Below are 13,854 nucleotides of genomic sequence, written 5' to 3' on the forward strand. Positions count from 1 at the left end.
TTATTTATTTTTTCTAACTCTTGCTTTAGCTTTTCTCGATTTCCGATTCTCAATATAGAAAATCAGGATAATAATGACAATTGGCAAGGCAATTAACCAGCGGTTGCTTAGCAAGTCACTATACCAAGTTTTATTATTTTCTTTCTTAGTGACTTCTTCTTTGGCAGACTGGGTAACAGAAGTATCTACTTCCTCCACTTTCATCTCATCAGAGATCTTTGGAGAGAGCGTGTATAGATCATTTCCGGCCTTCAAGACACCATTCTCAACTACAGGCTTTGCCTTCGCATCTCTTTTGATTGTCGCATAAAAATCTTCGGGCAGATTGTAAGTTTTTCCACCAATCTCCTGCTTCCCTTTAGAGAACAGTTTCTTATACTCGTAGTCAGCATAAGATTTTTCGATCAAGGCATTTCCAAATGGATGACGGTAATATTCACCGTCTTGGTCAGACCAGTCGCCAACGCCCATGATAACGCCAATCACGCGCTGATTTCCACGCTTGACAGTTGCAATGTAGTTGAAGGCACCGTTCGGACTTGAACCCGTCTTCAGACCATCTACTCCCTCCAGAGCGTAGCGAGCACCCGGCAGTGAGTAGTTATAAGTCTCAAATGTTTCTTCATAAGGCGTACCAGCCTTGACGGTCACTTTGGCCTGATTGGTATAGTTTAAAATATCTGGATAGTTCTTTACAAAATTATAAACTAAAATTCCTAAATCACGTGCCGTTGTTTGGTTGCTAGCGAAGTTATTATATCTCTGAGGAGTATAGTAACCTTTGAAGGAAACTGCCGCAGCACCACTGGCATTAAACCATTTGGTGTTGGTCATGCCTAGTTCCTGTGCTTTCGCGTTCATCTTATCCAAGAAAGCATCGGGATCATTATCCGATAGGTAATTTGCCAGCATCACTGTTGTTGCGTTAGAAGAAGGCACAACTGTCATGGTAATCAGCTCAGAAACAGTATAATTGACCCCAGCCACGATTTTATTATTGGAAATTTCATAAATTCCCGCAACGGCCTGATCTTGCGGTGTCGCCTTAATCACCGTATCTAAACTGAGTTTTCCCTCTTTAATGGCTTCAAAAACCAAGTACAAGGTCATGATCTTACTCATGCTGGCTGGATCGCGAACCTCATCAATGTTATCCTGCCACAGTATATCACCCGTATTTCCGTCAATCATCAAAGATGACTTAGGGCGATTGATTGCTTGTACATTTTCATTGGGATACATTTTTCGTGCCATATCTACCAATTCATCTGCCGCAGCAGAAAGCGGTGATAGAAAGGCGGACAAAATCAATCCAAACACCAAAAACTTCTTCTTCACATTTATCCTCCAAAAAAATCATTCCTAACTAGTATATCATATTTTTAATCATGTTTTTGATAAATATAAAAAATCCTACCTAAAAATTAGATAGGAAATAAATTGTTAGGCTTCTAATAAACTTAGAGCTTCTTTGTCTGCAATAATTACGACATCTTCATGGCCCTGAAGGGCGCTAGCTGGCACAGTTTCTGTCACCTCTCCTCGGACTGTTCCTGCGATGGCTTGAGCTTTAGAAGCGCCATAGGCAAAGAGGATGATTGATTTCGCATCTAAGATATTCCGAATTCCCATTGAGATGGCTTGAGTCGGTACGTCCTCTATCTTCTCAAAGAAGCGAGCGTTCGCTTGGATAGTTGATTGCTCCAAATCGACGATATGGACAGTGCTATCAAAACTAGTTCCTGGCTCATTAAAGCCAATATGACCATTGGTCCCAATTCCCAAAATTTGCAAATCCACTGGATGATCAGCCAAGACTTGATTGTAGCGTTTCACTTCTACTTCCACATCTTCTGCTACACCGTTTGGCAAAAAGCTTTCTTTGAAAGGCTTTTTATTAAATAGCTGCTCATTCATAAAGTAACGGTAAGACTGGGGATTATCTTCTGAAAGTCCCACATACTCATCCAAGTTTACACTGGTAAGCTCTGACAAATCTAGGTCACTGGCAATGATTTGCTTGTAAAACTCAATCGGACTACTTCCTGTTGCCAACCCCAATGTTTTGGCCCCCTGTGCCAACTTTTCTTTCAAGATTTCTAAAGCTACTTTTGCGCCTTCTACTTGATTCTCAACACGAATAACTTTCATTCTATTCTCCTATTTTCTTGATTGATTCCTTATTTTATTATATGGTATAGACCAATTTTTGTCAAGTAGATTCTGCCTAATTTTTCAAATTTTACTGAAGGACTTAGCGTCAAATCGTGGTATAATAAAAGTATGCTATTACCAATGATTATAATCTTTTTACTAGGAATTGCCCTTTTTACCGCTGGGCTTTTCTTAAAAAAACATCTAGGTTGGCAACTAATTTTTTTATGCTTGGGAATTTTCTTTATCAGTATTCCCTTTTTGCTTGCCGCCTACTATATTTGGATCATGAGAACTATTTAAGGAGATAGAATGAATACTGCTGATTTTGATTTTCACTTGCCGGAAGAACTGATTGCTCAAACTCCTCTGGAGAAGCGAGACTCTTCTCGCCTGCTCATTGTAGACCGGGAAACTGGCCAGTTTAGTGACCAACATTTTGACAATATTATTGACCAACTTGAGCCAGGCGATGCCTTGGTTATGAATAACACCCGTGTCCTGCCAGCCCGCCTTTATGGGACCAAGCCTGAAACCGGCGGTCATGTAGAGCTCCTGCTCTTGAAAAATACCCAAGGAGACTTCTGGGAAGTTCTAGCCAAGCCCGCCAAACGACTCAGAGTCGGAACGCGTGTTTCTTTCGGTGATGGCCGTTTGACTGCTACTGTTACAGAAGAGCTGGAGCACGGTGGACGGATCGTTCGCTTTGATTATCAGGGCATTTTCCTAGAAGTTCTAGAAAGTTTGGGTGAAATGCCCCTGCCACCTTATATCCATGAGAAGCTAGAGGACCGTGAACGCTATCAGACAGTCTATGCTAAAGAAAACGGCTCTGCTGCCGCTCCTACCGCTGGCCTCCATTTCACAGAGGAATTGCTGGATAAAATTGCGGCAAAAGGCGTTAAACTCGTCTACCTGACGCTGCATGTCGGACTCGGAACTTTCCGTCCTGTATCAGTTGACAATCTGGAAGAACATGAGATGCATTCCGAATTTTATAGCTTGTCTGAAGAAGCAGCTGAGACCCTGCGTCAAGTCAAGGCTAGCGGCCACCGCATCATTGCTGTCGGCACCACGTCCATTCGTACTTTAGAAACAATCGGCAGCAAATTCGATGGTCAAATCCAAGCCGACTCTGGCTGGACCAATATCTTTATCAAGCCAGGCTATCAGTGGAAGATTGTCGATGCCTTTTCGACCAACTTCCACTTGCCAAAATCAACCCTTGTCATGCTAGTATCAGCTTTTGCTGGACGCCAACTGACACTGCAAGCCTATGAGCACGCTATTGCTGAGCGCTATCGCTTCTTTAGCTTTGGCGACGCTATGTTTATCAAATAAATACAGGTGAATCTATGAATAAAATCGAAAGTAGGCATCGCCTCATCCGCTCCCTCATTATGGAAAAAAGGGTCCATACCCAGCAAGAACTCCAAGAACTACTGGAAGCAAATGGTGTCATTGTCACCCAGTCTACTCTCTCTCGTGACATGAAAACTCTCAATCTAGTCAAAGTGACCGAAAATGACAAATCCTACTATGTCATTAACAGCATCGCCCCTTCTCGTTGGGAGAAAAGACTGCGCTTCTATATGGAAGATGCCCTCGTCATGCTCCGCCCCGTTCAGCATCAAGTCGTCATGAAAACCTTACCCGGACTAGCCCAATCTTTTGGTGCCATTTTAGACGCTCTAGAGTTGCCCCAGATTGTTGCTACCGTCTGTGGAGACGATGTCTGCCTGATCATCTGCGAGGATAATCAAGCTGCTATCGAATGCTTTGATAAACTCAAAGAATTTGCACCCCCATTTTTCTTTAGTAAATAACAAAAGAGTTGGAAAATCCAACTCTTTTCATTTTGATTCACAGTTTTTACTTGGAAAAATCCTCAACACTGATATCTATCCTAGCAATTTTACTCTCCTGCCAAGCGGCAAATAGTCTCAGCATAGATATCCATCGCACGATAGAGATCATCTAAAGACGCTCTTTCATTGGCTTGATGCTCCGTCTGCTCAGCACCTGGGAATAGAGCGCCGAAGGCCACACAGTTTGGCATGGTTCGAGCAAAGGTAGCCCCACCAGAGGACATAGCTGGACTGGTATCGCCCGTCTTTTCTTGGTAGATAGCCATCAGGGTGCTGACCAGTTCGCTGTCCTTAGGTACATAAAGCGGAGCCAGATAGTCAAATTCTTCATAGCTCAGCTGGTAGCGCCCAGCAATCTCTGCTAGTTTTGCCACTAGCTGATCTTTATCCGCCAAAACAGGAATCCGAATATCAATACGTATTTCAGACTTTTCTGAGTTCAGCGTCAGACCTGCAATATTAAAGGAGAGTCTGCCAGAGGGTTCATCCGAAATGTCGCCAAATAAACGGCCGCCAGTCGCATCTTCTCCCACCGCTTCTGCAATAAAGGCCAAGGCAGGATGAGCTTGTAAAGGCTGCAAAACTGTCGCCAGTCGAACAATAGCATTGATACCTTCAGCTGCATCCTTGGCATGCTTAGGGAGGCCGAGAACAGTAACTTGATGATCACTTTGCTCGTAGTCAAAAGAAGCTGCCTGCAAACCTGCTACGACCTGGTCCAAAAGCTCTCCTTGGTAGCTAGCCTTGCCAGGTACAACATTAAAGGCTGCCCCTGCTTCTAGCTCTAGCTGATCTGAGCCAGGACCGTGTAGCTTGACCTGTAGGAGGCCTTTTTCAGCATAGGTCAGAGGGAAGGAAGAATCTGGTGCAAAGCCAAGCGTCGCTGTTTCTTCTAGTTCATTGTACCGCCCCATGCAGCGCCAGAGGGTCTCCTCGTCTGTACCAAAGATAAAACGTACCCGCTTTTTAAATGTAACTCCTCTATCTAGCAGAGACTTGACTGAGTAGAGAGCAGCCATTGACGGTCCCTTATCATCTTGAACACCACGTCCGAAAATCCAGCCGTCTTTGATAGTTGCCTCAAATGGCGGGGTCCGCCAATCCGCCTCATCACCTGATGGAACAACATCCAAATGACAGAGAACGGCCAGGAGCTCTGCTCCCTGACCGATTTCTGCATATCCGTAATAACCTTTAGGGTCAAGATAGGTAGTGAAACCTAAACCTCGACAAATCTCTAAAGTTTTTTCTAGGACATCTTGGATTGCTTGTCCAAAAGGTGTTCCATTTTCTCCCTCGTTAAGTACAGAAGGATAGGAAATCAAAGTCTTTAATGATGTAAGAAATTCATCCTTCACTTGATTTGTTATATCTATTTTCATGGAATCACCTCACTCACTATTTTATAGGAATGGAAGGAAAGTTCCAAGGAGAAGAAGGGCGATAGTCACTACAATGATAGCGACAACGAGTTTGCCCATGAATTTCCACCAAGTACCGATATTGATACGTCCAAGTGCAAGAGCTCCCATCACAATACCAGATGTTGGTGCGATCAAGTTCAGGACACCTGAAGCAGATTGGTAAGCAGTGATAATCAAGCTAGGACGTACATTTACAAATTCTCCGAGAGGAGCCATGATACCCATAGTCGCGCTGGCAAGACCAGATGAAGATGGGATCAAGAATGACATAGGCAGATAGAAGATATAAGTCAAAACGATAAAGACTTGTGAAGACAGACCACTTAGGCCTTCTTTACCCCAGTTGAGGATAGTGTCGGTAATCATACCATCGTTCATGATAACTTGGATACCGCGGGCAATCGCTACGATCAAGGCAACACTGAGCAAGTCAGCAGCACCATTCATGAAGGCAGAGATAATCTTGTCCTCTTTAAGACCATAAACAACACCGATAAGGATACCCATAAAGGCGAAGAGCATTGCGCCTTCTGGGAAGTACCAAGTACCCAAAGCAGCTGTAGATGAACCAACAATCTTACCGATAACTGGAAGACCAGTCAACCAAGTATTAAAGTCTCCAAAGAAAGTAATGCCCAAGTCACCCCATGGAATGAAACTCAATACCATCAAGACGAAAGTAAGAACAAAGAGTACGAAGACATGTTTTTGTTTCTTAGTAAGAGTTGAGTTGACATTTTCTTCGTCTTCACCAACATTGAAGAATTTCATATCTTCATCACGTGTTGCATAAGTGAGAGACTTAGTTGGATCTTTTTGGATCTTATCAGCATACTTGTAAACGAACCAAGTACTAAGACCAGTCAAGACAAACCAGAAGATTAAACGAAGGATAATTCCTTCCCCAAGACCTACACCAGCAGTTGATGAAGCGATACCTGTCGCAAATGGGTTCAAGGTAGATGCCAAACATCCAATCTGTGAACCGAGCAAGATAATGGCAACCCCAGTCAAGCTATCAAATCCAACAGCCATCATAACTGGCACAAGAAGAGGATAGAAGGCCATGGTTTCTTCACCCATACCATAAGTTGTACCACCAAGGGCAAACAAAGGCATGAGAACCAAAATCAACATCTTTTCGCGGCCCTTGTATTTCTTCACAATAGAAGCAATACCAGTATCTAGCATACCAGTTTCATTGACAACGCCAAGGAAACCACCAACCATGAGGATGAAGAAGGCTACATCAATCGCTGCACTGGTTTCTTTAATCAGCGAGCCTTCCTCTGGATGAGTACCTAGCATAGCCCGAATCGGTGCCATGAGGACATCCCAAATTCCTTGCGGATTTTGCGGTTGAGCCTTGTAAACACCATCTACAAAGGCACCTGCAGGGATAATCCAAGTCAGCACTGCCATAACAGCAATGATTAGTAACAAGACGGTGTAAGATGAAGGCATCTTAAACCCTTTTTTAGCTTTTTCACTCATTTGTTTTTCCTCCTAATGTCTAACAAAGTGCAAAAAACCAACCACTTTCTTAAATAAATATTTAAGAAAAACGCTTTTAATTTATAATTATTTTACCATATTAAGGTCTAAAAAACTAGTATTTTTTGAAAATATCACACTTATTTTCAAAAATTATTCCTAATTTGATATAAAGATGTTAGAAATTAAATACATCTTACCAGTAAAATAACTTATCCTTTTTCAATAATTGTTCCGCTTTCAGATTCAATCAAAGCTCCAAGGTTTTCAAGGGAAGTAATAACTGCTTTTCCTTCTGGACGGCCATTGACAAAAGCGATAGCTGCTTCTACTTTTGGAAGCATGCTTCCTGGTGCAAATTGGTCTTGTTTGATATATTCTTCCAGCTGAGCAACATTCACATGTTCCAATTTTGCTTGGTCTGGTTTATTGTAGTTTACAAAGACATAGTCTACACCAGTCAAGACGATGAAGAGGTCAGCTTCGACTAATTCTGCCAAGCGTTGAGAAGCAAAGTCCTTATCAATAACAGCTTCCACACCAGCCAAATGACCGTTGTCTTCCTTGATGACTGGAATTCCGCCACCACCAGCAGCAACGACCACTTGACCAGCATTCAAGAGGGTACGAATTGTTTCGATTTCCTTGATATCCACTGGTTTTGGTGAAGCAACAACCTTGCGCCATCCACGACCAGCATCTTCTTTGAAAGTTGCTCCGCTCTTTTCAGCTTCTACTTTTGCTTCTTCTTCTGAATAGAAAGGACCAATTGGTTTACTCAAGTTGACAAAAGCTGGGTCATTTTTATCTACAACAACTTGTGTCACAACTGAAGCAACATCTTTTTCTATGCCTTCATCCAAGAGAGCATTTTGCAAGGCATTTTGCAACCAGAAACCGATGCTACCTTCTGTCATAGCAACAAGTGAATCGAGCGGGAAAGCAGGGTTCTTTTCAGAATCAGCCGCCAAGTGTTGGAGCAAGAGATTTCCAACTTGAGGACCATTACCGTGAGTGATGATCAAATCATCCCCGTTTTTGATCAGTTTCACAAGGTGCTTAGCTGTTTCCACCAAAGCTTCCTGTTGAGCTTTTGCTGATGGATCAGAAGAGAGAATCGCATTTCCTCCCAAAGCTACTACAATTTTACGATTTGCCATAAGTTCTCCTTTATCACATTCAATCGAATGCGCTTAGATTTCAGATTAATGATTTTTCAAATACTTTATAAGAAATAACAGATTTCCATCATATAAAAGAGGACTGGACTAAAGCTATTAGTCGCAGCCCTCATAGCTGTTGGTATTACGGTTTATAAATTATACTTTTGGAATGTAAAGGTTGCCGAGTGTAGCAGCCATAACAGCTTTGATTGTGTGCATACGGTTTTCTGCTTGGTCAAAGTGGCGAGCGTACTTGCTACGGAAGACTTCGTCTGTTACTTCCATTTCTTCTACGCCAAATTTTTCAGCGACATCTTTACCGTAAACAGTATTTGTATCGTGGAATGCTGGCAAGCAGTGCAAGAAGATCAAGTCTTCATTATCAGCTTTCTTCACCAATTCCATGTTAACTTGATAAGGTTTCAAAAGTGCAACGCGTTCTGCGAATTTGTCTTCTTCACCCATAGATACCCAAACGTCTGTGTAAAGTACGTCTGCACCCTTAACAGCTTCGTCTGCATCTTCAGTGATGAGGATGTGTGCGCCGCTTTCTTTAGCAAAGCCTTCTGCCAATTCAACAATTTCTTTTTCTGGGAAGAGTTCTTTTGGTGAGAAGATGTGAACGTTAACGCCAAGGATAGCTCCTGTTACCAGCAAGCTGTTAGCAACGTTGTTACGTCCATCACCACAGTAAACCAATGTCAAGCCTTCCAAGCGACCAAAGTTTTCTTGAACTGTCAAGTAGTCAGCAAGCATTTGAGTTGGGTGCCATTCGTCAGTCAAACCATTCCATACTGGAACACCTGAGAATTCTGCCAATTCTTCTACCATGCGTTGGCTGAAGCCGCGGAATTCAATCCCGTCAAACATACGTCCCAATACTTTAGCTGTATCTTCTGTAGATTCTTTCTTACCAAGCTGGATATCATTAGCACCAAGGTATTCTGGATGCGCACCAAGGTCGATAGCTGCTGTAGTAAAGGCTGCACGCGTACGAGTAGATGTTTTTTCAAACAAGAGAGCGATATTCTTACCAGCAAGATAGTGGTGCTGAATATTGCGTTTCTTCAAGTCTTTCAAGTGAGCTGAAAGTCCGATAAGGTATTCTAATTCTGCACGAGTAAAGTCTTTTTCTGCAAGGAAGCTACGTCCTTGGAATACTGAATGTGTCATTCTGTTATTTCCTCTTTCTAGTTATTAAATTTTCTATTGATAAATTGTCGAACACGAATTAAACTTCTTCACGTTCAAATGGCATAGACATACAACGAGGTCCACCACGGCCCCGAACCAATTCACTTCCGCGAATCTTAATCAAGCGAAGCCCGTATTCTTCCAAAATCTTGTTGGTTACGGTATTGCGGTCATAAACCACTACCACACCAGGAGCGATAGTCAAGGTGTTAGAACCATCATTCCATTGTTCACGTCCAGCTGCTACGATATTGCCGCCACCGCAACGAATCAAATGAACTTTTTCTACGCCAAGGTTTTGAGCCAGAAGCTCAGCCAAGTCGCCTTTTTCTTCAACGATCTTCAGTTTTTCGTTTTCATAAGTGACTGAGTAAACGCGAAGGTCGCCTTCGATTTCTGGGTGAATGGTGAACTTGTCATAGTCAACCATAGTGAAGACAGTATCCAAGTGCATGAATTTACGGTTGTTAGCAAATTCAAATGCCAATACTTTCTTGAAGCCAACATTCTTCTTGAAGATGTTCACCAAAAGTTTTTCGATAGATGCTGCGTCTGTACGTTGAGAAATACCAACTGCCAGTACATCTTTAGAAAGAACTAACTCATCTCCACCTTCGATACGAGTATCTTCTTCACGGTTGTAAACCAATTCCACTTTTCCAGCGTATTCTGGGTGATATTTGAAGATGTATTTACCGTAGAGAGTTTCACGATTACGAGTATCTGCATACATGTGGTTGAGTGATACAGCATTACCAATAGTAGCAAATGGGTCGCGTGTGAAGTAAAGGTTTGGCATTGGATCAATCGCGAATGGATAATCAGATTCTACCAAGTCAGTCAAGCCTTTAGCTTCTTCAGGAATTTCTGGCAATTCAACTTTTTGAACCCCGGCCATTGTTTTTTCAACCAATTCTTGGTTGTCCTTGATACCATGCAGCAATTCACGAATAGCTTTCTTCGTTTCGCGTCCACGAATATTTGCTTCTTCCAAATATTCTTCGATGAACTGTTCACGAATTTCTGGAGAAATCAAGGATTCAGCAGCCAATTTTTCGAGATAAAGAACTTCGATTCCTTCATCACGAAGAGCTTGAGCGAATGCATCGTGTTCTTTTTGAGCATCTTCCAAGAAAGGAATGTCATCAAAAAGAAGACGTTCTAGGTAGTCCGGTAGCAAGTTTTCCAGCTCTTTGCCCGGACGGTGCAACATAACTTTTTTCAGTTTTCCAATTTCTGAGAAAACATGAATTGGATGTGTAGACATCTATTGTCCTCCTTTTCGTTGAGGTTTGGTTTCCCAATCCCTTTTATGCTATTATTCTATCATGGATTGGAAAGGCTTACACCTAAAATCTTACATTACAAATGCCAATTCCTTTGCGTTTTTTATAAAACATTATAATATTTATTTATTTTAAAGCGTTTTCTTTGCATATTTTGGTTGTTCTATTATTTTTAGGAATATATATTTTTTTGTAAAAAATATATGTTCAATTAATATTAGAATATGATCAGAAAAAACTTTTAAATGTGTAAAAATGTTTGAAAAAAGCCAATCAAATGATTGATTAGCTTTCTTCAAAATACCTCATAAAGTAATCCTTATTCTTAAATGTCAATTTTTTATGCTCGTAGTCAATCACTTCTTCTTCTCTTAGTTTTTTTAGAACCTGATTGACTGTTTCACGTGTGGTGGCTCCTAGCTTGGCCAACTCTTTCATACTCAATGGAAATGGAAGTGTATCCTGCTCTTTGCACAAATCCATGCATAAAATAGATAGAGACTGGGTTACACGGTCCGTCGCACTTGCTGAGACGACATTCCTCAAGCGTAATTCCTGAAACTCTAAAATTTGTGATAAACGCTTGGTAATAAATAGCAGCTGATCCACGTTCTTTTTAGAATAGTCTTCAAACAAGTCCATCGGAATGCTGAAGTACTCGACATTGGTAACCGCACTAGCTGTATAATGATAACGCTCGTCGAAAAACATGCCCCCATAGGGAAACACACTATTCATTTTAACATAGTCCATATATGAAAAAGTATCGGTCGAATCGTACTGCTCGATACGGACATAACCTCGATGCAGGAGGAAAAGACGATCCCTACGGTCCCCTGAAAAGAAAATAATCTGTCCCTTGGGAATCTTGCGGAATTGAATCTCAATAGCAATCTTATCAAAAATTTCCACAGGAAAATGTGCAAATGCTGGATGCTGTCTAATAATCTGATAATGTTCCTTATTGATCATAATAACCCTTCTTGCTCACTACTAGTATTATAGCATAAATCCGCTTACAAAAGAAACGAATTGCTTTATCCACGTTACTTCTTGCAAAAAGACTGGAATCCATTTCCAGCCTTTTAAGTGTTCTATTTGCTAAAGTATTGATTGAAGCAAGCTGTATCCTGTCATTTATTACTAAGATTTCCTGACTCTAGCTTCAGAAAAATAAACCAGCAGAAATTTCTTGGTCAGATATACCAGAGCAAGAAATTCTACAAAAATCATAACTTCGACCAAGATAGGCTGAGCAAGCCAGCCAACCTGGACAAGAGCAGGCGCTAGATTAATAAGGGCATGGAAGACCAGAGCTGCCAAAAAATACTTTGCTGTTCTCTCTTTTACAGCTGCCCAAACCCAGAAGGTCAGGAAAACTTGAATCGCAAGTGCTAAGATTCGTTCAAAAGCCAGTAAATAAATCTGACTCGCCTGTAGTTTTTGCACATAAGAAATCATCGCTTGGGGTAATTGCGCCAGCAAAGTGCTGTCCCCTTGGCTGACTAGATGAGCGAGGACAAACAGACTCAAGAGACCTGAAATACCGATGAAAAGAGCTTCGATCCCGCCGTGTCCTAAACCATAGGCCAGACTATCACCGATAGTCAGTGGACGCTTCTTTTGTAAATATCGAAAAATCACATAGCGCGCTGTCTCCTCAAAGATAGCCGCCGTTGCAATGCCATACAAAACATAGAGCAAGGGAGCATTTTTCATTAGAGCAATCGTTCCATCAGCCTGAGGCTGTAAAACCAATCGATGTAGGAGATTTTCGAAAATCTGACTAGACAGATAAAATCCAACCCCTCCCAAGAGGAAAACAAGCAGGGAAATCTGCTTGGTCTTTTTAAAATAAATTACTGGAATGACTACAGCGGCTAAAATCAGCACCATAGCAATCAAAATATGCGTTTGAAGCATGAAATCGTCTCCTCAACTATTAAAAGTTTTACTAGAATTATACCTTTTTCCTCCCAGATGTCAATCCTCTAAAAAAGCTGGTCAGAAAACTCACATTAAGAACAAAATGCGAGGATCAATCTCGCATTCTACAACTATTTTCTATAAAGCAGCCTCATTCAGCAGGTTCATTGCAGAGCCTAGTTGCTGGGCCAATTTTAATTCATGTTGACCCGGTGCCACTCATTGATGATATAGGCAATTTGACCAACCTGATCAATACCAACTCCGCTGATCTCCTCACTAGCTTCTGTGCTGCCACCTAGATAGGCTGTATAAAGTGCCACAATATAGGGCTTCTCCTCCATGACAATAGCATCAACATTAAGAGCCTCTCTAACATACCCAGGCTTTTGGTAAATTGTCAAATCGTTTAAATAACGTTTGTAATATTCACCAGGGAAGGAAACACCGATAAAATAAAGAATATCTTTGTATTTTTCTTGATTATTCCACAGATACTCCAGAACTTGAATATAGTAGTCCGTTGTTGTTTTATTTTCGCCGCTGATCGTCTTGATTTTAGCTTTTGACCGACCATACCTTTCAAACATGCTGTAGGCCTTGTCCATCCCACCCAGTCGCTCTGCTAACGCATAAGCGGGCGTATTTTCAGAGTAGACCAAGGAATACTCCTGCATATCAGTAATAGACATGGCGCCATTGAAGGCCGCTACATAGTTATCGTGCTCTCCCTTGTATTCATAGCTGGTGTTGGTAATATCAAACTGCTCTTCCAGCGATAATTTTCCTGCTGCTACCTCATCAACAACCAACATATTAAGGGGAAGTTTATAGGTAGATCCTGCTGTCATAGGCTGGGTATCATTCATGGCATAAGTTTGCCCACTTGTCAGATCTTTATAAGAAAAAGCAATCTGAGAAGAGTCAATTCCCATGTCATCCATGTAAGCCTGAACAACTTGTGGCAAGGTCATATTCGCATAATCGTAAGATAAACCCAAAGCTTCCATGGTTGGAAGATCCTGCTCTATCACCTGTCGCTTCTCTTCCATCGTCTTGCTAGCACGCGCAGTCGCCTCAGATTTTGTTTCTTCTCCTTCTGTAGAATGTGAGGAAGCGATTGATTGACCTGCTTCTGCTATCTTTTTATCAGCTCGCTGTGGTTCCACCAAAAGACCCAAATAACAAATAAATAAGAAAACACCACCGAACCAGCAAGCCAGTTTCTTTATGTCATTTTTAATCAAAGTTTTTCTCCTAATATTTTAGTATTATAAAAGATTCTCATTAAAATGACAAGTAGAAAGATCCATTTAAGGGCATTTTAAAACGAATCATTGCGATC

The 13,854-nt window shown here is 41.6% G+C and carries 12 protein-coding genes; 2 read left to right on the forward strand and 10 right to left on the reverse strand.

Translation table 11 applies throughout. From position 1 onward, the window contains the following. Together FXF62_RS09670 and FXF62_RS09675 are read right to left on the reverse strand one after the other, a co-directional pair. Nucleotides 1-1,338, reverse strand: coding sequence for a D-alanyl-D-alanine carboxypeptidase (locus FXF62_RS09670; RefSeq protein WP_149518572.1), 1,338 nt, complete (start codon nt 1,336-1,338; stop codon nt 1-3). A gap of 105 nt (nt 1,339-1,443) precedes the next feature. After that, entirely contained in the window at nt 1,444-2,151 is a 708-nt protein-coding gene (locus tag FXF62_RS09675) for a glucosamine-6-phosphate deaminase (protein ID WP_149518573.1), read from the reverse strand. A gap of 315 nt (nt 2,152-2,466) precedes the next feature. Between FXF62_RS09675 and queA the strand changes: the two genes are divergently transcribed. Together queA and FXF62_RS09685 are read left to right on the forward strand one after the other, a co-directional pair. Beyond that, nucleotides 2,467-3,495 carry a tRNA preQ1(34) S-adenosylmethionine ribosyltransferase-isomerase QueA gene (gene queA, locus FXF62_RS09680; RefSeq protein WP_149518574.1) on the forward strand — a complete coding sequence of 343 codons (1,029 nt, stop codon included), beginning with the start codon at nt 2,467-2,469 and terminating at the stop codon, nt 3,493-3,495. 14 nt (nt 3,496-3,509) lie between these two features. Continuing rightward, the gene (locus tag FXF62_RS09685; RefSeq protein WP_005590761.1) at nt 3,510-3,980 is read left to right on the forward strand and encodes an arginine repressor; all 471 of its coding nucleotides are present in this window, start codon (nt 3,510-3,512) and stop codon (nt 3,978-3,980) included. 89 nt (nt 3,981-4,069) lie between these two features. On the opposite strand, the gene FXF62_RS09690 is transcribed toward FXF62_RS09685, so the two are convergent. The 8 genes from FXF62_RS09690 to FXF62_RS09725 form a co-directional block, all read right to left on the reverse strand. Then, nucleotides 4,070-5,404 (reverse strand): dipeptidase, encoded by a 1,335-nt coding sequence (locus FXF62_RS09690; protein WP_149518575.1) that lies wholly within the window; start codon nt 5,402-5,404, stop codon nt 4,070-4,072. A 21-nt stretch (nt 5,405-5,425) separates the two neighbouring features. Next, nucleotides 5,426-6,940 carry a YfcC family protein gene (locus tag FXF62_RS09695; protein ID WP_149518576.1) on the reverse strand — a complete coding sequence of 505 codons (1,515 nt, stop codon included), beginning with the start codon at nt 6,938-6,940 and terminating at the stop codon, nt 5,426-5,428. Between the two features lie 212 nt (nt 6,941-7,152). Then, entirely contained in the window at nt 7,153-8,100 is a 948-nt protein-coding gene (gene arcC, locus FXF62_RS09700) for a carbamate kinase (RefSeq protein WP_149518577.1), read from the reverse strand. Nucleotides 8,101-8,259: 159 nt separating this feature from the next. Beyond that, nucleotides 8,260-9,276, reverse strand: a complete 1,017-nt coding sequence (argF, locus tag FXF62_RS09705) for an ornithine carbamoyltransferase (protein WP_005590765.1) — start codon at nt 9,274-9,276, stop codon at nt 8,260-8,262. Nucleotides 9,277-9,334: 58 nt separating this feature from the next. Next, nucleotides 9,335-10,564 (reverse strand): arginine deiminase, encoded by a 1,230-nt coding sequence (gene arcA, locus FXF62_RS09710; RefSeq protein ID WP_015605471.1) that lies wholly within the window; start codon nt 10,562-10,564, stop codon nt 9,335-9,337. A 304-nt stretch (nt 10,565-10,868) separates the two neighbouring features. Continuing rightward, nucleotides 10,869-11,555: a Crp/Fnr family transcriptional regulator gene (locus FXF62_RS09715; protein WP_149518578.1), complete on the reverse strand. Its 687-nt coding sequence runs from the start codon at nt 11,553-11,555 to the stop codon at nt 10,869-10,871. A gap of 171 nt (nt 11,556-11,726) precedes the next feature. Next, nucleotides 11,727-12,506, reverse strand: a complete 780-nt coding sequence (locus tag FXF62_RS09720) for a YhfC family intramembrane metalloprotease (RefSeq protein ID WP_149518579.1) — start codon at nt 12,504-12,506, stop codon at nt 11,727-11,729. A 197-nt stretch (nt 12,507-12,703) separates the two neighbouring features. After that, the gene (locus FXF62_RS09725; RefSeq protein WP_149518580.1) at nt 12,704-13,756 is read right to left on the reverse strand and encodes a serine hydrolase; all 1,053 of its coding nucleotides are present in this window, start codon (nt 13,754-13,756) and stop codon (nt 12,704-12,706) included. Nucleotides 13,757-13,854 lie beyond the last annotated feature (98 nt).

Source organism: Streptococcus cristatus, assembly GCF_008369405.1.
GTDB classification, from domain to species: domain Bacteria; phylum Bacillota; class Bacilli; order Lactobacillales; family Streptococcaceae; genus Streptococcus; species Streptococcus cristatus_G.

Excerpts from the sequence above, each read along its gene's own strand:
- FXF62_RS09675 (WP_149518573.1), bottom strand. The coding sequence starts at position 2,151 with ATGAAAGTTATTCGTGTTGAGAATCAAGTAGAAGGCGCAAAAGTAGCT.
- queA (WP_149518574.1), top strand. The coding sequence starts at position 2,467 with ATGAATACTGCTGATTTTGATTTTCACTTGCCGGAAGAACTGATTGCT.
- FXF62_RS09685 (WP_005590761.1), top strand. The coding sequence starts at position 3,510 with ATGAATAAAATCGAAAGTAGGCATCGCCTCATCCGCTCCCTCATTATG.
- FXF62_RS09690 (WP_149518575.1), bottom strand. The coding sequence starts at position 5,404 with ATGAAAATAGATATAACAAATCAAGTGAAGGATGAATTTCTTACATCA.
- FXF62_RS09695 (WP_149518576.1), bottom strand. The coding sequence starts at position 6,940 with ATGAGTGAAAAAGCTAAAAAAGGGTTTAAGATGCCTTCATCTTACACC.
- arcC (WP_149518577.1), bottom strand. The coding sequence starts at position 8,100 with ATGGCAAATCGTAAAATTGTAGTAGCTTTGGGAGGAAATGCGATTCTC.
- argF (WP_005590765.1), bottom strand. The coding sequence starts at position 9,276 with ATGACACATTCAGTATTCCAAGGACGTAGCTTCCTTGCAGAAAAAGAC.
- arcA (WP_015605471.1), bottom strand. The coding sequence starts at position 10,564 with ATGTCTACACATCCAATTCATGTTTTCTCAGAAATTGGAAAACTGAAA.
- FXF62_RS09715 (WP_149518578.1), bottom strand. The coding sequence starts at position 11,555 with ATGATCAATAAGGAACATTATCAGATTATTAGACAGCATCCAGCATTT.
- FXF62_RS09720 (WP_149518579.1), bottom strand. The coding sequence starts at position 12,506 with ATGCTTCAAACGCATATTTTGATTGCTATGGTGCTGATTTTAGCCGCT.